Source organism: Thalassobaculum salexigens DSM 19539, assembly GCF_000423805.1.
Taxonomy (GTDB): domain Bacteria; phylum Pseudomonadota; class Alphaproteobacteria; order Thalassobaculales; family Thalassobaculaceae; genus Thalassobaculum; species Thalassobaculum litoreum.
Map to the genome: position 1 here is coordinate 173,460 of NZ_AUIR01000012.1, position 24,141 is coordinate 197,600.

19 protein-coding genes are annotated in these 24,141 nt (G+C 66.5%); 6 read left to right on the forward strand and 13 right to left on the reverse strand.

What is annotated here, in order from left to right; genetic code table 11:
- Positions 1-11: 11 nt before the first annotated feature.
- Together guaA and G578_RS24025 are read right to left on the reverse strand one after the other, a co-directional pair.
- A complete protein-coding gene (gene guaA, locus G578_RS0100860) occupies positions 12-1,559 on the reverse strand; it encodes a glutamine-hydrolyzing GMP synthase (protein ID WP_028792650.1) in 1,548 nt (515 codons plus the stop codon).
- A 116-nt stretch (positions 1,560-1,675) separates the two neighbouring features.
- Positions 1,676-2,251 (reverse strand): GNAT family N-acetyltransferase, encoded by a 576-nt coding sequence (locus G578_RS24025; RefSeq protein WP_051243452.1) that lies wholly within the window; start codon positions 2,249-2,251, stop codon positions 1,676-1,678.
- 236 nt (positions 2,252-2,487) lie between these two features.
- Here G578_RS24025 and G578_RS0100870 point away from each other — a divergent pair, with 236 nt between their 5' ends.
- From G578_RS0100870 to G578_RS0100885, 4 genes are all read left to right on the forward strand, one after another.
- Entirely contained in the window at positions 2,488-2,904 is a 417-nt protein-coding gene (locus tag G578_RS0100870) for a DUF3830 family protein (protein ID WP_028792651.1), read from the forward strand.
- A complete protein-coding gene (locus G578_RS0100875) occupies positions 2,859-3,587 on the forward strand; it encodes an aspartate/glutamate racemase family protein (protein WP_156907155.1) in 729 nt (242 codons plus the stop codon). The genes G578_RS0100870 and G578_RS0100875 overlap by 46 nt, the downstream gene beginning before the upstream one ends.
- Positions 3,584-4,492 carry a polysaccharide deacetylase family protein gene (locus tag G578_RS0100880; protein ID WP_028792653.1) on the forward strand — a complete coding sequence of 303 codons (909 nt, stop codon included), beginning with the start codon at positions 3,584-3,586 and terminating at the stop codon, positions 4,490-4,492. The genes G578_RS0100875 and G578_RS0100880 overlap by 4 nt, the downstream gene beginning before the upstream one ends.
- Positions 4,493-4,618: 126 nt before the next feature.
- Positions 4,619-5,524: a PRC-barrel domain-containing protein gene (locus tag G578_RS0100885; protein ID WP_028792654.1), complete on the forward strand. Its 906-nt coding sequence runs from the start codon at positions 4,619-4,621 to the stop codon at positions 5,522-5,524.
- Positions 5,525-5,601: 77 nt separating this feature from the next.
- Here the strand turns inward: G578_RS0100885 and G578_RS0100890 are convergent, their stop codons facing one another.
- The 5 genes from G578_RS0100890 to hmgA form a co-directional block, all read right to left on the reverse strand.
- Positions 5,602-6,906, reverse strand: a complete 1,305-nt coding sequence (locus G578_RS0100890) for a TRAP transporter large permease (RefSeq protein ID WP_028792655.1) — start codon at positions 6,904-6,906, stop codon at positions 5,602-5,604.
- On the reverse strand, positions 6,906-7,460 hold the full coding sequence (locus tag G578_RS24030; RefSeq protein ID WP_084618591.1) for a TRAP transporter small permease: 555 nt from the start codon (positions 7,458-7,460) through the stop codon (positions 6,906-6,908). The genes G578_RS0100890 and G578_RS24030 overlap by 1 nt, the downstream gene beginning before the upstream one ends.
- Positions 7,461-7,538: 78 nt before the next feature.
- Entirely contained in the window at positions 7,539-8,519 is a 981-nt protein-coding gene (locus G578_RS0100900) for a TRAP transporter substrate-binding protein (RefSeq protein WP_028792656.1), read from the reverse strand.
- Positions 8,520-8,828: 309 nt separating this feature from the next.
- Positions 8,829-9,500 (reverse strand): PAS domain-containing protein, encoded by a 672-nt coding sequence (locus G578_RS0100905; RefSeq protein ID WP_028792657.1) that lies wholly within the window; start codon positions 9,498-9,500, stop codon positions 8,829-8,831.
- Between the two features lie 5 nt (positions 9,501-9,505).
- Positions 9,506-10,876, reverse strand: coding sequence for a homogentisate 1,2-dioxygenase (gene hmgA, locus G578_RS0100910; protein ID WP_028792658.1), 1,371 nt, complete (start codon positions 10,874-10,876; stop codon positions 9,506-9,508).
- 258 nt (positions 10,877-11,134) lie between these two features.
- On the opposite strand from hmgA, the gene G578_RS29310 reads away from it, so the two are divergent.
- Positions 11,135-11,509 (forward strand): hypothetical protein, encoded by a 375-nt coding sequence (locus G578_RS29310; RefSeq protein ID WP_156907156.1) that lies wholly within the window; start codon positions 11,135-11,137, stop codon positions 11,507-11,509.
- 237 nt (positions 11,510-11,746) lie between these two features.
- Here the strand turns inward: G578_RS29310 and G578_RS0100920 are convergent, their stop codons facing one another.
- From G578_RS0100920 to G578_RS0100945, 6 genes are all read right to left on the reverse strand, one after another.
- Complete coding sequence (locus G578_RS0100920; RefSeq protein WP_038012987.1) at positions 11,747-14,137, reverse strand: transketolase; 2,391 nt, start codon at positions 14,135-14,137, stop codon at positions 11,747-11,749.
- Positions 14,138-14,211: 74 nt separating this feature from the next.
- Entirely contained in the window at positions 14,212-15,543 is a 1,332-nt protein-coding gene (locus G578_RS0100925; RefSeq protein ID WP_028792660.1) for an OmpP1/FadL family transporter, read from the reverse strand.
- A 111-nt stretch (positions 15,544-15,654) separates the two neighbouring features.
- Complete coding sequence (locus tag G578_RS0100930; RefSeq protein ID WP_028792661.1) at positions 15,655-17,493, reverse strand: ABCB family ABC transporter ATP-binding protein/permease; 1,839 nt, start codon at positions 17,491-17,493, stop codon at positions 15,655-15,657.
- Positions 17,494-17,636: 143 nt separating this feature from the next.
- Positions 17,637-18,695, reverse strand: coding sequence for a low-specificity L-threonine aldolase (ltaE, locus tag G578_RS0100935; protein ID WP_051243458.1), 1,059 nt, complete (start codon positions 18,693-18,695; stop codon positions 17,637-17,639).
- Positions 18,696-18,803: 108 nt separating this feature from the next.
- Complete coding sequence (locus G578_RS28010) at positions 18,804-20,525, reverse strand: methyl-accepting chemotaxis protein (RefSeq protein ID WP_051243461.1); 1,722 nt, start codon at positions 20,523-20,525, stop codon at positions 18,804-18,806.
- Positions 20,526-20,999: 474 nt separating this feature from the next.
- A complete protein-coding gene (locus G578_RS0100945; protein WP_028792663.1) occupies positions 21,000-22,553 on the reverse strand; it encodes an ABC transporter substrate-binding protein in 1,554 nt (517 codons plus the stop codon).
- Between the two features lie 366 nt (positions 22,554-22,919).
- On the opposite strand from G578_RS0100945, the gene G578_RS0100950 reads away from it, so the two are divergent.
- A complete protein-coding gene (locus G578_RS0100950) occupies positions 22,920-24,140 on the forward strand; it encodes a TauD/TfdA family dioxygenase (RefSeq protein ID WP_051243468.1) in 1,221 nt (406 codons plus the stop codon).
- Position 24,141: the final 1 nt, after the last annotated feature.

The window sequence follows — 24,141 nt, forward strand, 5'->3', positions numbered from 1 at the left end:
GCCGCCGGGGATTACTCCCACTCGATCGTGCCCGGCGGCTTGGAGGTGATGTCGTAGGTCACCCGGTTGATGCCGCGCACCTCGTTGATGATGCGGGTAGCGGTGCGGCCGAGGAAGTCGTGGGGGAACGGGTAGTAATCCGCCGTCATCCCGTCGCTCGACGTGACCGCCCGCAGGGCGCAGGCGTAGTCGTAGGTGCGGGCGTCGCCCATCACGCCGACCGTGCGCACCGGCAGCAGAACGGCGAAGGCCTGCCAGATCTCGTCGTACAGGCCCGCCTTGCGGATCTCGTCGAGATAGATCGCGTCGGCCTTGCGCAGGATGTCGAGCTTCTCGCGGGTGATCGCGCCCGGCACGCGGATGGCGAGGCCCGGACCGGGGAACGGATGGCGACCGACCAGGGTCTCCGGCAGGCCGAGCTCGCGGCCGAGTTCGCGGACCTCGTCCTTGAACAGCTCGCGCAGCGGCTCGACCAGTTCCAGCTTCATGTAGTCGGGCAGGCCGCCCACATTGTGGTGCGACTTGATGGTGACCGACGGGCCGCCCGTGGGCGACACGCTCTCGATCACGTCGGGATACAGCGTGCCCTGGGCCAGGAAGCGCGCGCCGTCGATCTTGTTGGCCTCGGCGTCGAACACGTCGATGAACAGCCGGCCGATGGTCTTGCGCTTGACCTCCGGGTCGTCGACGCCTTCCAACTCGCCCAGAAACACGTCGCTGGCATCGCGGGTGATCAGCGGGATGTTGTAGTGCTGACGGAACAGCCGGTCGACCTCCTCCGCCTCGCCGGCCCGCAGCAGGCCGTGATCGACGAAGACGCAGGTGAGCTGGTCGCCGATCGCCTCATGGATCAGCACGGCCGCCACCGAGCTGTCGACGCCGCCGGACAGGCCGCAGACGACCTTGCCGTCGCCGACCTGCTCGCGGATCTTGGCGATCGCCTGGTCCTTGTAGGCGGCCATGGTCCAGTCGCCCTTCAGGCCGACGACCTTATGGGTGAAGTTGCGCAGGAGCTGGCCGCCGCGCGGGGTATGTACCACCTCGGGATGGAACAGCAGGCCGTAGATCCGCTTCTCCTCGTTGGCGAAGGCGGCGAAGGGCGCGGACGGGGTGGTGGCGACGGTCTTGAAGCCCGGCGGGACGGCGGCGATGCGGTCGCCATGGCTCATCCAGACCGGTTCGACGGTGCCCCGCGTGAACAGGTCGTCGAACAGCAGGCAGCTGTCCTTCACCATGATCTCGGCGCGACCGAATTCCTGCTCGTCGCTCTTCTCCACGGTGCCGCCGAGCTGGTGGCACAGGAGCTGGGAGCCGTAGCAGATGCCGAGGATCGGCACGCCCATCTCGAACACCAGGTCCGGCGCCCGCGGCGCGTCCTCGCCATAGACCGAGGACGGCCCGCCCGACAGGATGATGCCGGCGGCGCCGAAGTCGCGGATCCGGTCGGGATCGACATTGAAAGGGAAGATTTCGCAGTAGACGCCGTTCTCGCGCACCCGGCGGGCGATCAGCTGTGTGACCTGGCTGCCGAAATCCAGGATAAGAACGCGATCGGTCATCTATGGCCCCCAGGCGCGGTGCTCAGGAAGCGCCGGAAGCTACTGCAAGCGCCGGGGTCCGGCAAGCGCCGGATTGCCGCGCGATCCGACCGTCATTTCCGGCACTGCCGCGGGGCCTAGCCCTGGGCGGTCTCGATACGCCGGACCAGGACCGAGATATCGCTCCAGACATAGGGAGTCTGGTCGATCGGTGTGCCGCTCACCACCGAGGGGACCGGATCCCCGGCCAGGCCGCCCAGCGCCTCGTAGAAGCGCCGGCCATGGCGGTTGGCCTCCAGCGTGAGGATGGTCAGCGCCTCGAACCCGTCCGACTCGAGCCCCTGGGCCACGTGACCGAGCAGGGCGCGGCCGAGTCCAAGGCCCTGGTAGTTCGGATCGACATAGAGGGCATAGACCTCGGCCATGCGGTCGCCCGAGTCGAGCCCCGCCGAGACGGCACGGCGCCCGTTCCCGCCATGGCAGAAACCGACCACGTCGCCGTCGACCTCGGCGACCGACAGCAGCTCCGGCTCCTCCAGCCCCGCCACCAGGCGCGTCCAGCGCACGGCGGCCCGCATCTCATCCAATTCGATCAGGGACTCGTCGGGCAGAATCCCGACATAGGCGTCGCGCCAGGTCTCGATCTGCACGCGGGCCAGACCGATGGCATCCGAGGTCTCCGCAGACCGGATGGAGACCGTGATCTGCTTCATGAGCTTCTCCCGAGCCGGTGGCGCCCCTCCACAACGGGAAGTCTGACCGACCGACTGTTACGAGTCTACCGGTGGAAACCTCACAAACCATTAAGGCACCGGCCGGTAATCCCCAGACCATTTGCGCCCCGGGACTGATGCTCGGGATCGGCGACGGTCCGCGTCGGCGATCTTGCAGTGCGGCGACGGGCGCGGCAGGCTGTCGTCAGACACGTCACAACCTCCGGACACCGCCCATGCCGCGCGCCCTCACCGTCACCGCCGGACCGCTCACCTTCGACGCCAGGTTCGAGGAGGATGCCGCCCCCAAGACCATCGCCGCGTTCCGCGCCCAGATGCCGTTCGTGAGCAAGGCGGTGCATGTCCGCTGGAGCGGCGAAGGCGTCTGGCTGCCGCTCGGCGACCTGCAGTTCGGCGTCGGCTACGAGAACCACACCAGTTACCCGGCCCCGGGCCAGATCCTGCTCTATCCGGGTGGCATCAGCGAGACCGAGATCCTGCTGGCCTATGGCGGCGTGCACTTCGCCTCGAAGATGGGCCAGCTTGCCGGCAACCATTTCATCACCCTCACCTCGGGCCTGGAGAACCTGGCCGAGCTCGGCCGCCTGTGCCTGTGGGAAGGGGCGCAGCCGATCACCTTCGAGGAGCGCTGACCCTGTCCGCCATCGATGAAGGCCCCGGCCACAGCATCCTGCTGCTGAACCCGAACAGCACCCGGGCCAGCACCGACCTGATGGGCGCCTTCGCCCAGGAAACGCTCGGCCCCGGCTGGACAGTCCGGCTGAAGACCAACGAGGACGCGCCGCCGATCATCACCGACGTGGCCGGCGCGGAGCGGGCGTCCGCCTCGCTGCTGACGCTGTTCCGCGACGGGCTCGACCCGTGCGAGGGGGTGATCCTGTCGGCCTTCCTGGATCCGGGGCTGGAGGATCTGCGGGCATTGCTGGACGTGCCGGTGGTCGGCATCGCCGAGGCCGCCATGCAGGCCGCCGGCCGCCATGGCCGCTTCGCCATCCTGTCGACCACGCCGGACCTGAACGCGCATCTGCGGGCGCTCGCCGTGGTCTATGGCGAGGGCGAGAGGCTGGTCGACATCCTGCGCATCAAGGGCGACCCCTATAAGGTCATGGGCGATCCGGATCTGCTGATGGCGACCCTGCGGGAGATGCTGACCGAGGCGACGGAGACGCTGGAGGTCGACGCGGTGATCGTCGGTGGCGGTCCCCTGGCCAAGGCCGCCCGCGCCCTGGGGGCGGAGGCCAGCCTGCCGATCGTGGAACCGGTACCCGCCGCCGCCCTCGCCCTCAAGGCGCTGATCGAGGCCGACGGTCCATGAGCCGCGACCTCAGGGGATACGGAGGCAACCCGCCGCATCCGCACTGGCCGGGCGACGCCCGGCTGGCGGTGTCCTTCGTGGTCAATGTGGAGGAAGGCGCCGAACTTTCGGTCTCCCTCGGCGACGAGCGCAACGAGGCGGTCTACGAGATCGTCGAGGAAGTGGTCGGCGTGCCCGACCCGGCCAAGGACACCCATTTCGACTACGGCACCCGCGCCGGCTACTGGCGGATTATGGAGCAGTTCGACCGATACGGGGTCAAGGCGCAGATGAACTGTTGCGCGCGCGCCCTCACCCTGTCGCCGTGGCTCGCCCAAGACATGGCCTGGCGCGGCCACGAGATCGCCTGCCACTCCTACCGCTGGGAGCGGCACGCCAATATGGACGAGGACCATGAGCGTGCCGTGATCGCCCGCTGCGTGGACGAGATCCGCGCCGCCGCCGGGGTGCGGCCGGTCGGCTGGCACACCCGCTCCGCCGCCAGCCCCAACACCCGCCGGCTGCTGGTCGAGGAAGGCGGCTTCCTCTACGACAGCGACCATTACGGCGACGACCTGCCGATGATCCTGACGGTCGAAGATCGCCCCCACGTGGTCCTGCCTTATGCCTTCGACACCAACGACATGCGGTTCCAGCGCGGCGGCGGGTTCCATTTCGCCGAGGATTTCGCCCGCTACTGCTGCGACGCCATCGACTGGCTGTGGGAGGAAGGGCGCACTGCCCCGAAGATGCTCTCCATCGGTCTGCATCTGCGGATCATCGGGCGTCCCGGCCGGATCGCCGGCCTTGCCCGGGTGCTGGAGCACATCGCCGCGAAGGGCGGCATCTGGATCGCCCGGCGCGACGAGATCGCCCGGCACTGGCGTGCCCTGAATGGCCTGCCGGAGACCTTCGACACAGCGTAACCTCGGCCGACATCAGACGCGTATTTTGTGTCAGTGCCGACAGCGAACGCCAAGGAACTGCCCTCCCTCACTGCCGTTGGTTAGGCATGCGGTCACCCACGCCGCCCAACGTATTGAGGGAAGAAAATGATCAAGAAGATGCTCGCCACCACGGCGCTCGTCGCATTGATGTCGGGCCCGGCGATAGCTGCGTCGACCGACGCTCAGACCAACATGCGCTTCGACTCCGTCGACACGATCGGTGCCAAGCAGGTCCGCGGCTACCTCGCGTCCAACCTGATGGGTCACTCCGTCTACGCCTCCACGGCCGACGACGCCGACCGGATCGGCGAGATCGACGACGCCGTCGTCAGCGAGGACGGCTCGATCAAGGCCGTGATCATCGGCGTCGGCGGTTTCCTCGGCATGGGGGAAAAGGACGTGGCCGTCGATTTCACCCGTCTCTCCTTCGAGAAGACCGGCGACAACGAGTACCGTCTGGTCTCGGCGCTGACCAAGGAAGAGCTTGAGAAGGCTGGTGCCTACGAGGCCCCGGAGCGCTCTTCGGCGATGAACGGCAAGACCGATAAGGAGCCGATGAAGAAGGAGTCGACGGCCAACAACGTGCCGGCGACCTCGACCGTCGCCGCGGTGGATAAGGACGCCACCACGACGGCCACGACCCCGGAGAACACCCGCGAGTCGTTCATGGAGGGCCGCTCCAAGCTCAGCTCCGAGAAGATCGAGGCCACCACCCTCGACGGTGCCTGGGCCTATGACAGCAACTACAACCGCATCGGCGAGGTCGGCGACGTGCTGGTGACGGCCGACGGCAAGATCGACGCCATGGTGATCGATGTCGGCGGCTTCCTCGGTCTCGGCGAAAAGCCGGTGGCGATGGCGTTCCAGGACGTCGAGCTGTACCGCAACGAATCCGACGAGATCTCGGTGATCGTCCCCTATACCGAGGAGCAGCTCGACGCGGCGACGGCCTATGACGCCGGCACTTATGCCGAGAAGTCCGACGGCATGCTGCTGACCCCGATGAACTGACCGACGCTCCAGTCGGATGCAGAAAGGCCCGCGCTCCGGCGCGGGCCTTTTTCGTCGTCAGGGGCGATGCCGACGCCCTACTTGCTGAGCATGAACTGCACCGGCGCCAGCACGATCTCCGGCACCAGGGTAATGATCAGGATACCCAACAGCATCAGGGCGAAGAACGGCATCGCCGCCTTCGTCACCTTCAGGATGTCGCGCCCGGTCATCCCCTGCAGGACGAACAGGTTGAAGCCGACCGGCGGGGTGATCTGCGCCATCTCCACCACGATGACGGTGAAGATGCCGAACCACAGCAGGTCGATCCCCGCCTTCTCCACCATCGGCAGCACCACCGCCGCCGTCAGCACCATCATCGACACACCGTCGAGGAAGCAGCCGAGGAAGATGTAGAGCACCGTCAGCAGGGCGATCAGCGCGAAGGGCGACAGGTTCCAGGCGTCCACGTAGCCGGCCAGCACGCGGGGCACGCCGGTGAAGCCCATGGCGATCGACAGGAACGCCGCCCCCGCCAGGATGAAGGCGATCATGCAGGAGGTCCGCACCGCCCCCATCAGGCTCTCCATGAAGGAGTCCCAGGTGAGCGACCGGCTGACCGCCGCCAGCACCAGGGCGCCGATCACGCCGATGGTCGCCGCCTCGGTCGGGGTGGCGAAGCCGCCGTAGATCGAGCCGAGCACGACGAAGATCAGCCCCATGACCGGGATCAGGAAGCGCGAGGCCCAGAGCTTCTCGCCGAAGCTCAGATGCCGGTCCGGCTTCGGCGCCAGGCTGGGATTGAGCGACGAGCGGATCGCCACATAGGTCATGAAGATGGCGATGATCATGACGCCCGGCACGATGCCGGCAATGAACAGCCGAGAGATGGAGACCTGGGCGACCACGCCATAGACGATCAGCATGATCGAGGGCGGGATCAGCAGACCCAGGGTACCCGACCCGGCCAGCGTGCCGATGGCCAGTCCCTCGTCATAGCCGCGCTTGCGCAGCTCGGGCATGGACATGCGGCCGACCGTGGCGCAGGTGACCGCGCTGGAGCCCGCGACCGCGGCCATGACGCCGCAGCCCAGGATGTTGACGTGCAGCAGCCCGCCCGGCAGGCGCGAGGTCCAGGGGGCGAGCCCGGTGAACATGTCCGACGACAGCCGCGTGCGGAACAGGATCTCGCCCATCCACACGAACAGCGGCAGCGCGGTCAGCGCCCAGTTCCAGCTCGCGTCCCAAACCGTGCTTGCCAACAGCGTGCCCGCCGGCGCCGGCGAGAACACCCCGAGCGCCACATAGCCGACCGCGATCAGCGTCGGCGCCACCCACAGCCCCGAGGCCAGCAGCGCCAGCAGCAGGACGAAGAGAATGAGCGAAATGACTCCGGCGTCCATCAGCCGCGCTCCCGGTCCAGAACGGCGGGGGTGTCGTCATGGGCCTCGTAGGCCTGCATGTCGTTCTCCACATAACTCGGCGTCTTGCCCATGAGCACGCAGACGATCTCGTCGAGCAGGGCGATCAGCAGGATCAGCGACCCGACCGCCATGGCCGAGCGCGGGATCCAGAAGGGAATGGCCAGCAGGCCCGGGCTGATGTCGTTGAACTTGAACGAAAAATAGACCAGGTCGAAGGACCAGTAGGTCATGAAGCCCATGATCACGATGAACGCCGAGAGGCTCCACAGATGGATCAGCCGGTCGACCATGCCGGTCGCCAGCCGGGTGACCAGGGTCACGCGGATATGAGCACCGTGGCGGAAGGTGTAGGCCAGGCCGAGAAAGGTCGAGGCGGCCAGGCAGAAGCCGGCGCTTTCGGTCGAGTCGACGACGATGACCTTCGGGAAGAAGCGGGCGACGACCTGGGCGATGATGGTCGCGGCGATCCCGACGAGGAAGATCGCGGACAGATACCCGCTCCAGAGATAGAGCCGGTCGAGAGCTTGGCGCATGGCGCGCGTCCTGCTGGTGGGTTTCCGGATAATAGAAAAGCCGCCGGCCCCGTGGGGAGCCGGCGGCGGCGGTCTGCCTTACTGCAGGGCCAGGTAGCGGTCGAGGATCGCGGCCGCCTCGGGGCTCGCGTCCTTGCGCCAGGTCTCCATCATCTTCAGGCCGATGGTCTTCATCTTCTCGATCACGGCCGGCGGCGCGCTGGCGGTCGTCATGCCGTTCTCCGCCAGCGTCTTCATCTGTGCGGCGGTGGTCTGCGCGCTCATCTCCCAGCCGCGCAGCTCGGCCTTCTCGGCGGCCTTCAGGATGGCCATCTGCTCCTCGACCGGCAGGGCCGAGAAGAAGGACTCGTTCACCACCACGGCGTTCTTCGAAAAGATCGCGCCGGCATAGGTGAAGTTCGAGGTGTTGTCCCAGGCCTGAATGTCGATACCGGTCTGCGGGCTGGTGAACAGCGCCTCGATCAGGCCGGTGGAGAACGCCTGCGGGATCTCGGCAAACGGCAGGATGGTGGCGTCGAAGCCGAGCATCTGGCCCATCTCCTGGGTCGCCGTGGAGTAGATCCGCAGCTTCTTGCCGGAGAAGTCCTCAACGCTGGTCACCGGGAACTTGGTGTAGAAGCCCTGACCCGGCCACGGCGAATAGTACAGGATGCGCAGGCCCTGCTCGGCGAAGATCTTGTCGAAATACTCCTTCTGCAGGTCCTTCAGCAGCCAGGCCTCGGTGTAGTCGGCGGCGATAAAAGGCAGGCCGGCGAGGACGTACATCGGGTCCTCGTTGCCATAGACGCCGAGGCGGATCTCGCCGATCGGGATCTGGCCACGCTGCAGCGCCGTCTTGATGGCGTCGAGCTTGATCAGCGTGTCATTTGAGTTGAGCTGAATCTTCAGCGAGGTGGAGGCCTCCACCTCCTCGATGAACGTCTGGATGTTCTGGGTGTGGAAGTTGCTGTCCGGATAACCGGACGCCATGATCCAGTCCGCCGCGGAGGCCGAGCCGGCCGTCAGGGCGATGGAGGCGCCGACCACCGCCGACATCACCGTGTTCCTCAAGATCCCCATATTTCTCTCTCCTGAATGTCCATTTTCCCGACCTCGCGGCCGGACGTTTCGTCACGTCATGCGGTTGGGTCCCTCCCGTCCCCTGGTGCCGGACCGGCATTGCGGGAGAGCGCATAGGCACATCTCGCAAGTGCAAAAACGGGACCACCCCGCCGACCGGCGGCTTCCGGCAGGTGACGAACCGTTCAACGGACGGGAACCCCCTTGTCGTGCTCACCGAATGGACATTTCATGCCTCATATCCAGGCACTCAATTCGGTCCGTCAGGGCAAGTCAGATGGGTTTTTGAGGCGGGCTGTTCGGGCGCGATCAGTAGTCCGGCGTGAAATCCGTGACCGGGCAATCGGGCAGGACATCCTCGATGGTTTCGCCCAGATCGATCTTCATGTGGGTCGAGATCACATGGGTCAGCCCCTCGCCGTCGGAGAACGGCAGGTCCAGGCCGAGGACCTTGATATGCGCCAGGCCGTGCTGGGACAGGAACCCGCAGGCCAGTCCGATGAAGGGCTTGCGGTCCATCTCCGCGAAATACTGGATCTCGGTCATCCGCCAGAGATCCGGGTTGGACGAGAGCTCGCCCAGGGTGCGGTTGGTGTAGTCGACCCGCCACCACTCCACCAGCTTCACCCCCCACAGGGTGAAGCGCAGGTTGAACGGCTCGCGCTCCACCTTGGCGATGAAGATGCGGCCGAGCCAGTCGGCGAAGTCCTCGAACTGAAAGTCGTCGCGCCGCGGCAGGACCTCGCCGCGCCGGATGCGCAGGCGCCACTGGGCCACCAGACCGCGAAACGGGCCGAACCCCATGAAATCCGTGTCGATCGGGCACATGGCATAGCGCCAGTCGACCGGCGTGCTGCCCTCTCGGGCGACCGCGCCGAAGGTCGCCCGCCTCGATTCGGTGCGCGCATCCTGCCCATCGTCATTCCCGTCGCCGGTCGGACGGAAGCCGACGACCGGCAGGCGCTGCGATCGTTCAGACAACGTCCCTATTCCCCGTTCCAGACCGGTCGGGCCGGATCGAAATGGTTACGCAGACCCTGCCAGCAATCCGGATACTTGACCTGCAGGGTCGGCAGACCCGCCGCGTAGCGGGTGAGCTGCTGCGGAAAGCGGGTCTCGAACATGAAGGCCAGCGTGTTGTCGAATTTCTGCGGTGTCAGTTCCTTGAGGGAGGCGCCGTAGAACGCTTCGGCATCGGGACCGTGCGGCAGCATCATGTTGTGCAGCGACATGCCGCCCGGCACGAAGCCCTGGGGCTTGGCGTCGTAGACGCCCTCGATCAGCCCCATGAACTCGCTCATCACGTTCATGTGGTACCAGGGCGGCCGAAAACTGTCCTCGGCCACCAGCCAGCGCGGCGGAAAGATCACGAAGTCGATATTCGCGGTGCCCGGCGTGCCGGAGGGCGCCGTCAGCACCGTGAAGATCGACGGGTCGGCATGGTCGTTCAGGATCGGTCCGACCGGCGAGAAGTGGCGCAGGTTATATTTGTACGGCGTGTAGTTGCCGTGCCAGGCGACCACGTCCAGCGGCGAGTGATCGATCTCGCAGGCGTTGAAGGTTCCGCCCCACTTAATGACGACCCGGTGGGTCTCGCCGTCGCGCTGCTCGTAGGCGGCCACGGGAGACAGGAAGTCGCGCCGGTTGGCGAGGCAGTTCGCCCCGATCGGCCCGCGTTCCGGACAGGTGAAGTGGTCGCCGTAATTCTCGCAGATATAGCCGCGCGCCTGATCCTCTCCGGCGAGCATGACCTTGAACTTGATGCCGCGCGGCAGCACGGCGATCTCGCCCGGCGCGATGTCGATCACACCCATCTCGGTGAAGAAGCGCAGCGCCCCGACCTCCGGCACCACCAGCATCTCGCCGTCGGCGTTCCAGAACACCTCGCTCTCCATGCTCTCGGTCACGGCGTAGGTATGGATCGCGAAGCCGGTCTGGGTGTGCACGTCGCCGCCGGTCGAGATCGTGCGCATGCCGGTCAGGAAGGTGCCGGCATCGGCCGGAATCGGGGCCGGGTCCCAGCGCATCGGCGCCAGCGGCAGATCGCTCTCGCCCACGGTGGGCGCGGAGCGCCAGTGCGGCAGGTCGATCCGCGCCATGTCGCCGATATGCTGCACCGTCGGCCGCATGCGGTAGAGCCAGGAGCGCTTGTTGGTCTCGCGCGGGGCGGTGAAGGGCGTGCCCGAAAGCTGCTCGGCATAGAGCCCGTAGGGGCAGCGCTGCGGCGAGTTCTGGCCGATCGGCAGCGCGCCCTCGAGCGCCTCGGTCTCGAAGTCGTTGCCGAAGCCGGGCATATAGCCTTCGTTGTATTTCGTCCGGCTGGCGGCGCGGAAAATTCGGGTCGATTGCTCGTTCATGGCGCCCTCCTGGGGGGTGCGGTGCGAACCAGAATACGGGCGGATCATTCCAACGCCGCGGCGGTCGCAGAGCAAGAAGATAGTTCCGCGCGCTCTGCCCGATGCCGCGGACCGCCGGGGTTTCGCCCTCTCTCGCTCCATATGGCACGGGAGCCCGGAGGCTGCTAGGCTTTCGCGCGTCGATTGCGGGGCGTATCTGATGAACGCAGCGGCAGCCCGCGGCAACTGCCGACCCCCTTCGGCCCCCAGGGTCCGGACATGAGCAGGGCGCTCTCCGGCCGGCTGATGGAGGATATCGACATCTGGGCCGTCTATGCCCCCAACATCACCCCCGATATGGAGGCCGGGATCGACGGCTGGAGCGATGCGAAACTCGTCCGGGCGGTGCGCGGGGGCGTGAGCAAGGACGGCCGCAGGCTGGATGTGCTTCGGGTATTATGCGCGTATTTCCGACGGCGACATGGCGGCGATCATCGCCCATCTGCGATTCCTGGCGGAGAAGTGAGGGCGCGCAGGCGCTATCATCCTGAAGCCCTCACGGCCTGCCGACCGCCCTGCCCGCAAATCCGGCACCTGTTCGTCATCCTGGCGAAAGTCAGAATACTCGCGGTTTCGGATGGGCAAACGGCCTGATCCGAACGTACGTCAGGACCAAGCCACGATCGCCGAACCCCGGTCCCGATGAAACCGGGATCATGCGGTGGGGCAGACCGCGCGCACTGCTTCACCTCAATCGTCATCCCGGCGACCTCCGGACCCGATCCGGAAGGCGGCCGGGACCCAGAGACTCGGCCGGGTCACGGTCCCGGTCTCGCCCCAGAACGGGTCCGGGGACGAACCGGGATGACGGTATGGGGGGAAACCAGCTCCTCACCGCCCCAGACACGCCGTCGCGGCCATATCCACGATGGACGCCGTGTCGATGCCGTAATGGGCGTAGACGTCCGGGATATCGCCGGACTGGCCGAAGCCGGTAACGCCCAGCGGGTAGACCCGCCGCCCGGTCGCCGAGCCGAGCCAGCTCAGGGTCGCCGGGTGGCCGTCCTGGGCCGTCACCAGGGACGCGCCCGGCGCCAGCTTCGACAGCACCTTCTCCACATGACTGGAACCAGGTCCGCTGCCGTTGCGGCCGCGCAGGCTCTTCTGCCAGCCGTGATAAAGCCGGTCGACCGACGGCACCGCCAGCACGCCCAGGCCCGGAATGTCGTCGGCCATCTCCGCGTAGGCCGCCAGCACCTCCGGGGCGACGGCCCCGCTATAGACCAGCGCCAGCTCGGCCTCCGGCCCCGGCTCCACCTGCCAGTACGCACCGGCCAGGATGTCGGCCACCGTGGCGTCGTCCAATTTGCGGTCGGGCTGCTCCAGGGAGCGGGTGGACAGCCGCAGATAGACCGAGCCGCCGTCATCGGCCTGCATGAACTCGAAACCCCAGCGCATGATCTGCGCCAGCTCGTCCGCATAGGCCGGCTCGAAGCTGGTGAGGCCGGGCTGGCCGAGACCGATCAGCGGGGTGGAGATCGACTGGTGCGCCCCGCCCTCCGGTGCCAGGGTCACGCCCGACGGGGTGGCGACCAGCATGAACCGGGCGTCCTGGTAGCAGGCGTAGTTCAACGCATCGAGGCCGCGGGCGATGAACGGGTCGTACAGGGTACCCACCGGCAGCAGTCGCGTGCCGAACAGCGGCCCGGACAGGCCGAGCGACGCCAGCAGGATGAACAGGTTGTTCTCGGCGATGCCCAGCTCCATGTGCTGGCCGCCGCCGTGGCGCATCCATTTCTGCGCCGAGGCCACCTGCTCCTGGCGGAACACGTCGTTGCGCACGTCGAGGGAGAAGATGCCGCGCTGGTTCACCCAGGCGCCGAGATTGGTCGATACCGTCACGTCCGGCGAGGTGGTGACGATGCGCGAGGCCAGGGCCGAGTTGCCGCGCGACAGCTCGTGCAGCACCGAGCCGAAGGCCATCTGGGTGGAGATCGTCTTCTGGCCGCGGATCGGCAGGACCGATGGGATCTCCACCTTGTCGGCCTTGTGGATGCGCGAGCCGGGGGCGTTGAAGTCCACCACCTGCACGAACTCGCGCAGGGTGCCCTCGTCCATGCCGGCGCGGGCGAACGGTTCCCACTCCTCGCCGTCCTCGATGCCGTGATCGGCCTTGAACCGGGCCATCTGGTCGGGGGTCATCAGGCCGGAGTGGTTGTCCTTATGGCCGGCCAGCGGCGTGTTGTAGCCTTTGACCGTATAGGCGATGAAGCAGCGTGGCCGGTCGTCGTTCACACCGTGGAACGCCTCCAGCACCGCCTCCATGTCCTGGCCGGCCAGGTTGGTCATCAGCTTGTGCAGCTCGACGTCGTCATGGTCGTCCAGGATCGCCTTGATGCCAGTGACGCCGCGCAGATCCTTCTTCAGGTGGTCGCGCCACACGCCCGCCTCGCCCGACCCGCCCTTGAAGGTCAGGGCCGAGTAGAGGTCGTTCGGGCATTCGTCGATCCAGTTGCGCAGGGTATCGCCGCCGGGCTGGGCGAAGACCCGCTCCAGCCGCTTGCCGTATTTCAGCATGACGACTTCCCAGTCGACCGTGCCGAAGAACTGGCGGATCTTCTGGAACAGTCCGTCGGACACCACCCCGTCCAGGCTCTGGCGGTTGTAGTCGATCACCCACCACAGGTTCCGGACGTCGTATTTCCAGCCCTCCAGCATCGCCTCGTAGACGTTGCCCTCGTCGAGCTCCGCGTCGCCGACCAGGGCCACCATGCGGCCGGGACTCTCGCCCACCCGCTCCGGATCCTGGACCAGGTGCTGCATGCGCACATAGTCCTGCACCATGGAGGAGAACAGGGTCATGGCCACGCCGAGGCCGACCGAGCCGGTCGAGAAGTCGACCTCGTCGGCATCCTTGGTGCGCGACGGATAGGACTGCGCCCCGCCATAGCCGCGGAACCGCTGGAGCTGGTCCACCGACTGGCGGCCCATCATGTACTGGATGGCGTGGAAGACCGGGCTGGCATGCGGCTTCACCGCGACCCGGTCCTGCGGGCGCAGCACGTCGAAATACAGCGCGCTCATGATGGTGTTGAGCGAAGCGCAGGACGCCTGGTGGCCGCCGACCTTCAGCCCGTCGCGGCTGTCGCGGATATGGTTGGCGTTGTGGATCGTCCACATCGCCAGCCACAGCACCTTGCGTTCCAGCGCCGTCATGATCTCGAGCTTCTGGGGGTCGATGAGACCGCCGCTGGGGACCGCGTTCGCTGCCCGCTTCGCCATGTCGATACCTTTCCACCGGTTAACGCCCCCGTTCTACCAAGGGGACGCAGACCCGTCGATGTCAGGAAATTGCGTCAGAAGCGCAGAGTCGCTCCGACGGTGAGGATGTCGATGGAGCCTTCGTAGGTGCCCCGCAGGGTGCCGGCCGCGGCACTCGACTCGTCCAGAGCGGCGCTATCCACGAAGATGTGCGTGTAGCCCGCCGAGATCTTCCAGCGATCGTCCACCTGGTAGTCGGCGCCGACGGCCAGCCAATACCGGTCCTGATCGGGTATCCGGGCGGTGCGGAAGTTGGCATCGACCGGGCTCTGATCGTAGGCCACGCCGGTGCGCAGCGTCCAATTGTCGTCGGGACGCCAGGTGGCGCCGAGCGAGACGAAGAAGGTGTCGTTCCAGTTCTCCCGCGTCACACTGTCCGCCTGGGCCGCATTGTCGAACTCGATACGCAGCTCCTCGAACCGGTGCCACGCCGTCCAGACCACGTCGCCCATCACGGCGACCTCGTCGGTGATGTCGTGATGCAGGCTGAGACCGATGGTCTCGGGCAAGGTGACCGTGCTGGAAATGTCGCTGTCGGTGAAGGCCCCCGTCGCGGTGAGGGCGCGGGCGCTGTTAGGCACGTCGAAATCCGCATCACCCTGGACACTGACCTTGGTCTGGCTGCGCCAGGACAGGCCGATCCGCGTGCCTTTCATCGGCTCATAGAGCAGACCGGCCGTCGCCCCCATCGACCAGTCGTCCCCGGATATGTCCACCTTGCCGTCGGCCTGCTGCGGCAAGGCGCCGAGAGCGGAGCAGCTGCCCGCCCCGAGCGCACCCACGCAGATCGTGCCGAAGTCGATGGCATTGGTCAGCCGGGCGCGGGCGTAGTTGACATACGGTCCGCCGCCGATACTCAGCTTGTCGCTGAGCTTCAGCGACGCCACACCGGTGATGGAGACGGTTTCCAGATCCGAGGTGATGGCGTGATAGCGTCCGGCCCAGTCGTCCTCGTAGGAGGTCCGCAGCCCGAACGGCACGTTGATGGCCAGGCCGACATTGACCTGATCGTTCACCGGCGCCACCAGGTAGGTGCTTGGCACGGCAGCCAGGCTACCGGCGTCGCCGCCTTCGCCACCGGACATGGTCCCCCCGGTGCCGTCGGTCGCCGACGAAATGCCCAGCTTGGCAGTCGGCTTGATGGCGGCCACCCCGGCCATGGCCTGCGGGTTCTTGAACAACGCGATGCCGGCAGGATTGTAGAACATGATGGACGCATCGTCGCCGGACGCGCCGGCCCCCGCGAAGGCATTGCCGAGCTTGCTGGAACTCTGTTCCTTGAGCTGGAAACCGGAAGCCAGGACAACATCCGCCGCCGTCAGGGACCCTCCCACGACGCTGCACGCAACGATGAGCGACATACGCATCCCGCATTCCCCCCACTCACCTGCCAGGATTCAGCCCCGGTCGTTTATGCCTTGAGTGTAGGGCACGTGTCGAAAATGTGAAGCCGCCTCCCGGCGACGGCCGCGCTGCCGTCAGCCGGTGGCGACGACCTCCTCCGTCCGGGTGGGCGCAGCCTCGTCCTCGCGGGTCTCCTGCTGGCGGCGCCACATGGCGGCGTAGGCGCCGTCGCGGGACAGCAGCTCGCCGTGGCGGCCGCGCTCGACGATCCGGCCCGCCTCCAGCACAAGGATCTGGTCGGCATCGACGATGGTCGACAGGCGGTGGGCGATGACCAGGGTGGTGCGGCCGCGCGACACCTCGCGCAGACTCTGCTGGATCGCCCGCTCCGTGTGGCTGTCCAGCGCCGACGTCGCCTCGTCGAACACGTAGATCCGAGGCTCCTTCAGGATCGTGCGGGCGATGGCGACGCGCTGCTTCTCGCCGCCCGACAGCTTGAGGCCGCGCTCGCCGACCGCCGTCTGGTAGCCGTCGGGCAGGCTCATGATGAAGTCGTGGATGCTGGCATGGCGGGCCGCGGCCTCGACCTCCGACGGCGAGGCCCCGGGCCGGCCATAGGCGATGTTGTAGTAGATCGTGTCGTTGAACAGCACCGTGTCCTGAGGAACGATCCCGAGCGCGGCCCGCACGCTCTGCTGGGTGACGTCGCGGATATCCTCGCCGTCGATCCGTACCGCCCCGCCGGTCACGTCGTAGAACCGGAACAGCAGCCGCGAGATCGTCGACTTGCCCGCCCCGCTCGGCCCGACGATGGCCACTGTCTGACCCGGCTCGACGCTGAAGGAGATGCCCTGCAGGATCTGGCGGTCCTCGCGATAGGCGAAGCGCACGTCCTCGAAGTCGACACGGCCGGGTCCCTGACCCAGGGCGGCGGCGTCCGGCTTGTCCGCGACCTCGCGCCGAACGTCGAGCAGGCGGAACATCGCCTCCATGTCGGCCAGGGACTGCTTCATCTCGCGGTAGACGAAGCCGAGGAAGTTCAGCGGCAGGAAGAGCTGGATCAGGTAGGTGTTCACCATCACGAAGTCGCCGACCGACATCGCCCCGGCCTTCACCCCGTAACCGGCCATCGACATCAGGGCGATCAGGCCGCCGGCGATGATGAAGCCCTGGCCGACGTTGAGCAGCGACAGCGAACTGCGCGAGGCGACGGCCGCATCCTCGTAGCGCCGCAGGGAGCCGTCGTAGCGGTCCGCCTCGTGCTGCTCGTTGCCGAAGTACTTCACCGTCTCGAAGTTCAGCAGGCTGTCGACCGCACGGGTATTCGCGGTCTGATCCTGTTCGTTCATCCGCCGACGGAACTTCAGACGCCATTCGGTCACGAACATCGTGAAGGCGATGTAGCCGGCGATCGTCACGAAGGTGACCACCGCGTACCAGACATCGAAGAAGTACCAGAGAATGCCGCAGACCATGGCGATCTCGATCAGCGTCGGCAGGATGCTGAACAGCATGAACGAGAGCAGGAATTCGATGCCCTTCACCCCGCGCTCGATGGCCCGCGACAGCCCGCCGGTCTGACGGTCCATGTGGAAGCGCAGGGACAGGGCGTGCAGGTGCCGGAAGGTCTTCAGCGCGACGGTGCGGATCGCCCGTTGGGCCACCCGGGCGAAGAAGAACTCGCGGAACTCCCCGAACGCCTGCTGGGCGACGCGCAGCAGGCCGTAGCCGACGACGATGCCGATCAGGGCGGTAATCGCGAAGTCGGAACCGTCGGAGATCAGATCGACCGCATCCTTGTACAGGATCGGGACGTAGACCGTGGCGAGCTTGGCGATGACCAGGCACAGCACGGCCGCCACCACCCGCGCGCGGATCCCCGTCTGGCCGGGCGGCCAGAGATACGGCATCAGCGTGCGAATGGTGTTCCAGTCGCCCTTGGCCTCAGGGCGGGTATCGGCATGGGCGGACATCGGAGCTCCGGGTTTCGGTCGCTCTGCCGATATGGGGCATCGTCACCGGCTAGGCCAGGATTGTTTTCCCACTTTCTTCGAAATACGCCGGCGGTCTTGGTGATTACCGGCTTGGCGATAAGCGGCGTGAAACCCCGATGCGGTCAGCGCTTGGCGTAGAACGCCTTCACCGCCGCCACGATGCGGTCGACATCCTCGGACGAGATGTCCAGGTGGGTCACCACCCGGATCTTCGCCGGGCGCGGCGACCCCAGCACGATCCCCTGCTCCTTCAGGAAGGCCCGCAGCGGCTCCACATCCTCGGCCGCCGGCTCGATGAACAGCATGTTGGTATCGATATCGTCCACATCGACCGTCAGCGGTCCCGCCTCGGCAAGCCCTTGGGCCAGGCGCCGGGCGTTGGCGTGGTCCTCGGCCATGCGGTCCACGTGGTGCTCCAGGGCGTGCAGTCCCGCCGCCGCCAGAATGCCGGCCTGGCGCATGCCGCCGCCGAGCATCTTGCGCAGACGCCGGGCCCGCTTGATGTAGTCGGCCGGGCCGCTCAGCACCGAACCCACCGGCGCGCCGAGGCCCTTGGACAGGCACAGGGACACGGTGTCGATCTTCGCCACCATGTCCTTCGCCTTCAGGCCCTGCTTGACCGCCGCGTTCATCAGACGGGCGCCGTCGATATGCACCTGCAGGCCCCGGGAATGGGCGGCGTCGGCCAGGGCGTCGATCCGGTCCTGGCTCTGCACCCGGCCGGCCACGGTGTTCTCCAGGGACAGCAGCCTGGTGATCGGCTTGTGGACGTCGTCCGGCTTGATCGCGTCCAGCACCTGCTGCGGCTCCAGCCCGCCGCGGGCGTCGGTGCGCAGCGGATAGGCGGCCACGCTGCCGAGCACGGCGGTCCCCATCGCCTCGTACTGGAACACGTGATAGCAGTCGCCGATCAGGAACTCCTCGCCGCGCTGGCAATGGGCCAGCACGCCGAGCAGGTTTGACTGGGTGCCGGAGGAGACGTAGAGCGCCGCCTCCTTGCCCATGATGCCGGCCACCTTGGCCTCCAGCGCCAGCACCGAGGGGTCCTCGCCGAACACATCGTCGCCGACATCGGCCTTGGCCATGGCCTCGCGCATCGCCGGGGTCGGCTGGGTGACCGTGTCGCTGCGCAGATCCAAGGTGCGGTTCGCGGGAACCGGGCGAAGGGCGGCGGCTGTCATGGAAGGCTCCTGGGATCGGGGCGGGTTGGGAAGACCTACACCGATACCCCGATCCGTCCGTGCCGCCAATACGGCGTCTGCCCTCTCCGCCCGGTCCGGACGACCGGCTTAGCCGCCGCGGACCTCCGCCAGGAAGCTGCCGACCTCGCGGCTGAGCAGATTGGACTGGCCGGACAGGTCCCCGGCCGCGGTCTCGATCTGCCGGGCGCCCTCGGAGGTCAGACCGACCGCCTGGTTCACGCCGGCAATGTTGGAGGAGACGTCGCGCGTGCCCGACGACGCTTCCTCCACGTTGCGGGCGATCTCGCTGGTCGCGGCCCCCTGCTGCTCGACCGCCGCCGCGACCGCCGCGGCGATCTCGTTCATCCGACCGATGGTCTGGGCGATGTGGGAGATGGCGGAGGCCGCCTCGCCGGTACCGGACTGGATGCTGCCGATCTGCTGGCTGATCTCCTCGGTCGCCTTGGCGGTCTGCCCGGCCAGCGCCTTCACCTCGGAGGCGACGACCGCGAAGCCCTTGCCGGCCTCCCCGGCCCGCGCGGCCTCGATGGTGGCGTTCAGGGCCAGCAGATTGGTCTGCTCGGCGATGTCCTGAATCAAGGTGACCACTGTCCCGATCCGCTCGGCCGACTGCGTCAGCCCGTTCACCATCGCGACCGTCTGCTCGACTTCGCTGGCCGCCGAGCTGGCGATCTGCGAGGAATTGGACACCTGTCGGCGGATCTCCTCGATGGAGCTCGACAGTTCCTCCGCCGCAGACGCGACCGTCTCGACATTGGCGGCCGCTTGGTCGGCCGCGGCCGCGACCGATGTGGACTGGGAGCCGGCCTGATCGGCGGCAGCGGTCATCGAGCTGGCGGAGTCCTTCAGATCGGCGGCCGCCTTGGCCACGGCGTCCACCACATTGCCGACCCGGTCCTCGAAGGCCTTGGCGACGGCCAGCATGTTCTGCTTGCGCTCCGCCTCCTGGCGCGCTTCGGATTCCTTCTGGCGCTCGGCCGCCCGGTCCGCCTCGACCAGATCGCCATGCAGCTTCACCAGGGAGGCTCCGACCGCGCCGAATTCGTCGCGACGGCCGCTGTCCAGGTTGATCGGCTCGGGCGCCCGGCGGGACACGATATCCAGATCGGCGAGCAGCTTGTCGATCGGCTCGCGGATCACCCGGAACAGGTAGATCGACAGAATGATCGCCACGAGGATGGCGATGCCGGCGGCGATGATCAGCATGTTGACGGATCGGGCCACATCGGAGCGGACCTGGGTCATGCTCTCGACGGCGTGTGCGGTCGTGGCAGCGCCTTTGCCCTCGATCAGTCCGCTGAGTTCGTCAAGCGCATCGGCCATGTTGGCCGCCGCGGCGTCGAACGCGCCCATCAGCCTGTTCCCGGCGGGCGCACCGCCCTCGATATAGGCATTGGCCATCCGCTCGCCTTCTCCGTAGAAGGCCGGCATGGCATCGGCCGTCCGCTTCAGCGCGGCGACCACGTCGGTATAGCCGAGATCTCGGGCCAATGCCTCGGCCTCGACGACGACGGTCTGGAACGACTGCCGGTGGCTGCGCGCCTCATCGAACCCGTCGTTCAGCCCGTCCTGCCCGCGGGTGGCGGAGATGTCGGTCAGCCACTGCTGAACCTGCACCACATGAAAGCGGACATCCTTCACCAGAAGGTCGAGCGGGACAATCTTGGTGAAGGCCGTGTTGACCTCTTCTTCCAGGCTCTCCAGGTGATTCAGATCACGGGAAAGGGAAACCGCTTCGTAGCCGATCGCGGCAACAAAGATGAGGATGATGCCCGCGAGACACGCGGCCATTTTCTGTCGGATGGTCATGGTCGGCGATATCCTGCTGAGCCAGGAAACCCTGGATTTGTGGGAGAAGAAGCGGTGGGGACGCTATCTTCGAACTCACCCCATAGCTACACAGCAGAAGAGTTATATTTTGTTAAAATTTCATGTTTTTAGCTTAAGCCGACACTAATGATTTCCAAGAATTGCAAAGGACGAATAATTAAACGCGCATGCCGGATCGCGCGCGGTTGCCTCTCGCAAAAAGGGGTCTGAGGCTTCACACCAAGAAACGTGAAACGAAGGCTCGGCGGGCTGCCCTTCCGCCGCAGCGGCGCTGCAGGTGATCGGGACCACGGTCTCCGCGAGATCAGCGTCTGCCGCATAGTCATAGAGTAAAAATGGGTATTCGGCTACCGCCGGAAGGCCGAAAGGCGGGAGCGATGCCCTTGCCCCTCTATGAAAAACGGCGGGCCCGAGAGCCCGCCGTCGATCACGCGTTGATCCGAAGGTCCGGTCTTATTCGAACCACCAGCGCTCCATCCAGCGCTCGCCGTCCAGATCCCAGTTCGACGCGAACTTGTCGTGGCCGATCTTATCGGAGGTCGCGAAGACATAGGAGGCGAACATCGGAATGACCACGCCGCCGGTCTCGTTCAGGATGACCTGCATCTCATAGTACATCTCGCGGCGCTTGGCCTCGTTGAGCTCGGCGCGGGCCTTGAGCAGCAGTTCGTCGAACCGCTCGTTGGACCAGAAGCTGTCGTTCCAGGCCACGCCGCTCTGATAGGCCGTCGAGAACATAAGGTCCTCGATCGGACGCCCGCCCCAGTACACCGCGCAGAACGGCTTCTTCATCCAGACGTCGGACCAGTAGCCGTCGTTCGGCTCGCGCACCGGGGTGATGTCGATGCCGGCCGCCTTGGCCGAGTTCTGGTACAGCACCGCCGCGTCGACCGCACCGCCGAAGGCCGCGTCGGCCGCCGACAGATTGACCGACAGGGAGTCCATGCCGGCCTGTTTCAGGTAGAACTTGGCCTTGTCCGGATCGTAGGAGGTCTGCGGCATCTCGCTGTTGAAGAAGCGCTGGTTCGGACCGATCGGCACGTCGTTGCCGACCGAGCCGTAGCCGAACAGGATCTTCTCGACCAATTCCTCGCGGTTGATGGCGTATTTCAGCGCGCGCCGGACATTCACATCGTTATACGGCGCCGCCCGGCAATCCATCGCGAAGGTGTAGTGCTGGGTACCGGCGACCGAGTTGATCTCGACGCCCGGCTTGCGGCCCAGCAGGCCGCTTGTCTTCAGGTCGAGACGGTCGATGGCGTGCACCTCGCCGGAGACCAGAGCCGTGGTACGGGCGTTCAGGTCGACCAGGCAGTGCATCTCCACGGCGTCGAAATGGCCGCGGTTGTCGTCCCAGAATCCGTCGTAGCGCTCGAAGGTGGCGATGACGCCCGGATCGAACCGGGTCAGCTTGTAGGCGCCGCAGCCGATACCCGACTTCCAATCGAGCTTGCCGTCCTTGGACGGGCCGATGGCCAGGTGATAGTCGCTGACCACGAAGGGGAAGTCGGCGTTGCCGCCGTCGAGCACGAAGGTGACGGTCGACGGGTTCTCGACCTTGATGTCCTTGATCGCCTTGACGATCGGACCGGCCGCCGAGGTCGACTGCTCGCCGCGGTGGTGATTGATGGCTGCGACCACGTCATCGGCGGTCAGTTCGCGGCCGTCATGGAAGGTCACGCCCTTGCGCAGCTTGAAGGTCCAGGAGGACGCGTCGGCGGAGGCCTCCCAGCTTTCGGCGACCCCCGGCTTCACGCCGCCATCGGCGCCGATCTCGGTCAGATAGCCGTGCAGGCCGAACAGCAGCGCGAGGGTGAAACCGTTTTCCGAAAGCCCCGGATCCAACGTGTCCGAGGTCGATCCATGGGCCTTGCCCATCTTCATCGTGCCGCCCTTCTTCGGCGCGGCAGACGCACCCGAGAGCGGAAGGCTGGCCGCGATACCGGCAACGGCCGTGGTTTGCATGAACCGGCGGCGATTGAAGGCGCCGCTCAAAATCTTGGTCATGTGGTATCCCCTTTTGTGAAGCCCAATCCAACGGTGCCCCAAGGCCGGCGCGGAACCTTCAGGCTCAACAGGTCCCATTTTCCCCGGACCCAAAGCTAACGCACATCAGCCAAACTGCCCGTCTGGCGAGGCCACCGTTTTCGGCATGGCCGGCTTATAGCACCCCGATCCCACAACCGCACCCCAGGGGACCGGACGGGTATTCGGTGCATCAAGCCTGCGCGAAGTCAACCAAACCGACCTATGCGTGTCCTGGCCGCATTTTCCTTTCACCCGCAAACACGTTCCGACACACTGCGGGCAACTGTAAACGAGGCCTTGCGCCCGTCGAAAACCGACACACCGATACTCATGGAGAGATACCACATGGCACAGGTCCTGGAGCCCGTGGCCGAATCCACCGGTCTTCCCGGCACGCCAGACTTCGACAGCTATCCGATCCAACACTGGCCCGTCGCCGCTCGGGCGGCCGAGGGCGGCGTCGACGTGGAATGGGATGACGGCAGTCGAAGCCGGTACCACCCGATGGTGCTGCGCGAGAACTCGCCGGACCCGGAGACCATCCACCCCGTGACCCGCGAGCAGGCGCGGATGCTGACCGAATTTCCGGCCGACCTGGCGGCGATCGAGGCGTCCATCGACCCGGCGGGCGCGCTGGCCGTGCGCTGGTCCGACGGTACCGCCAGCCGCTACCATCCGGGCTGGCTCTATACCTACCGCCCCGGCGAGGCGACCCGCGACGAGGACATGCCCGAGCGGGTGATCTGGGGCGGCGATCTGGACCTGTCGGCGGTGCGGGTCGACGGTTCCAACATCCTGGAGGACGAGGACCAGCTCGCGCGCTGGTGCGAGGCGCTGCACGTCCACGGCTTCGCGATCCTGGAGAACCTCGGGACGGACCGGTCGGTGATCGAGCAGGTCCCCGCCCTGCTCGGCCCACTGCGCGACAACAATTTCGGCCGCATCTTCGACGTGGTCACCAAGCCGGACGCGGATTCCAACGCCTATACCTCGATGGGCCTGCCGCTGCATGTGGACCTAGCGACGCGCGAGTACATGCCGGGCCTGCAGTTCCTGCACTGCCTTCAGAACGAGTCGACCGGTGGCGAGAGCCTGCTGGCGGACTCGTTCTTCATCGTCGAGAAGCTGCGCCGGGAGGCGCCCGAGCTGTACGAGGCGCTGTCGACCACGCCGATGACCTCGGCGAACAAGGCGGTGAACACCGATTACCGCTGGACGGTGCCGATGATCCACCTGGATCCGGCCACCGGCGAGCCGCTGGAGGTGCGCTGGAACCCGTGGCTGCGCGCCCCGCTGACGGCGGATTTCGAGACGGCGGACAAGGTCTACAAAGGCCTGCGCCGGCTGTTCCAGATGGGCGACAGCCCCGACAACACGGTGACGGTTCGCCTGAAGCCGGGCGAGATGCTCGGCTTCGACAACCGGCGGGTCCTGCACGGCCGCACCGCCTTCGACCCGTCCACCGGCGGACGCGCCCTGCGCGGCTGCTATGTGGAACGCGAGGAGCTGTGGTCCCGCCTACGGATCGTCGCCCGGCACAAGCGGGAGCGTCTGGTCTCCAACTGAC

What these genes read in the sequence shown, in the direction of transcription:
- guaA (WP_028792650.1), bottom strand. Translation starts at nt 1,559, where the DNA reads ATGACCGATCGCGTTCTTATCCTGGATTTCGGCAGCCAGGTCACACAG.
- G578_RS24025 (WP_051243452.1), bottom strand. Translation starts at nt 2,251, where the DNA reads ATGAAGCAGATCACGGTCTCCATCCGGTCTGCGGAGACCTCGGATGCC.
- G578_RS0100870 (WP_028792651.1), top strand. Translation starts at nt 2,488, where the DNA reads ATGCCGCGCGCCCTCACCGTCACCGCCGGACCGCTCACCTTCGACGCC.
- G578_RS0100880 (WP_028792653.1), top strand. Translation starts at nt 3,584, where the DNA reads ATGAGCCGCGACCTCAGGGGATACGGAGGCAACCCGCCGCATCCGCAC.
- G578_RS0100885 (WP_028792654.1), top strand. Translation starts at nt 4,619, where the DNA reads ATGATCAAGAAGATGCTCGCCACCACGGCGCTCGTCGCATTGATGTCG.
- G578_RS0100890 (WP_028792655.1), bottom strand. Translation starts at nt 6,906, where the DNA reads ATGGACGCCGGAGTCATTTCGCTCATTCTCTTCGTCCTGCTGCTGGCG.
- G578_RS24030 (WP_084618591.1), bottom strand. Translation starts at nt 7,460, where the DNA reads ATGCGCCAAGCTCTCGACCGGCTCTATCTCTGGAGCGGGTATCTGTCC.
- G578_RS0100900 (WP_028792656.1), bottom strand. Translation starts at nt 8,519, where the DNA reads ATGGGGATCTTGAGGAACACGGTGATGTCGGCGGTGGTCGGCGCCTCC.
- hmgA (WP_028792658.1), bottom strand. Translation starts at nt 10,876, where the DNA reads ATGAACGAGCAATCGACCCGAATTTTCCGCGCCGCCAGCCGGACGAAA.
- G578_RS29310 (WP_156907156.1), top strand. Translation starts at nt 11,135, where the DNA reads ATGAGCAGGGCGCTCTCCGGCCGGCTGATGGAGGATATCGACATCTGG.
- G578_RS0100920 (WP_038012987.1), bottom strand. Translation starts at nt 14,137, where the DNA reads ATGGCGAAGCGGGCAGCGAACGCGGTCCCCAGCGGCGGTCTCATCGAC.
- G578_RS0100925 (WP_028792660.1), bottom strand. Translation starts at nt 15,543, where the DNA reads ATGCGTATGTCGCTCATCGTTGCGTGCAGCGTCGTGGGAGGGTCCCTG.
- G578_RS0100930 (WP_028792661.1), bottom strand. Translation starts at nt 17,493, where the DNA reads ATGTCCGCCCATGCCGATACCCGCCCTGAGGCCAAGGGCGACTGGAAC.
- ltaE (WP_051243458.1), bottom strand. Translation starts at nt 18,695, where the DNA reads ATGACAGCCGCCGCCCTTCGCCCGGTTCCCGCGAACCGCACCTTGGAT.
- G578_RS28010 (WP_051243461.1), bottom strand. Translation starts at nt 20,525, where the DNA reads ATGACCATCCGACAGAAAATGGCCGCGTGTCTCGCGGGCATCATCCTC.
- G578_RS0100945 (WP_028792663.1), bottom strand. Translation starts at nt 22,553, where the DNA reads ATGACCAAGATTTTGAGCGGCGCCTTCAATCGCCGCCGGTTCATGCAA.
- G578_RS0100950 (WP_051243468.1), top strand. Translation starts at nt 22,920, where the DNA reads ATGGCACAGGTCCTGGAGCCCGTGGCCGAATCCACCGGTCTTCCCGGC.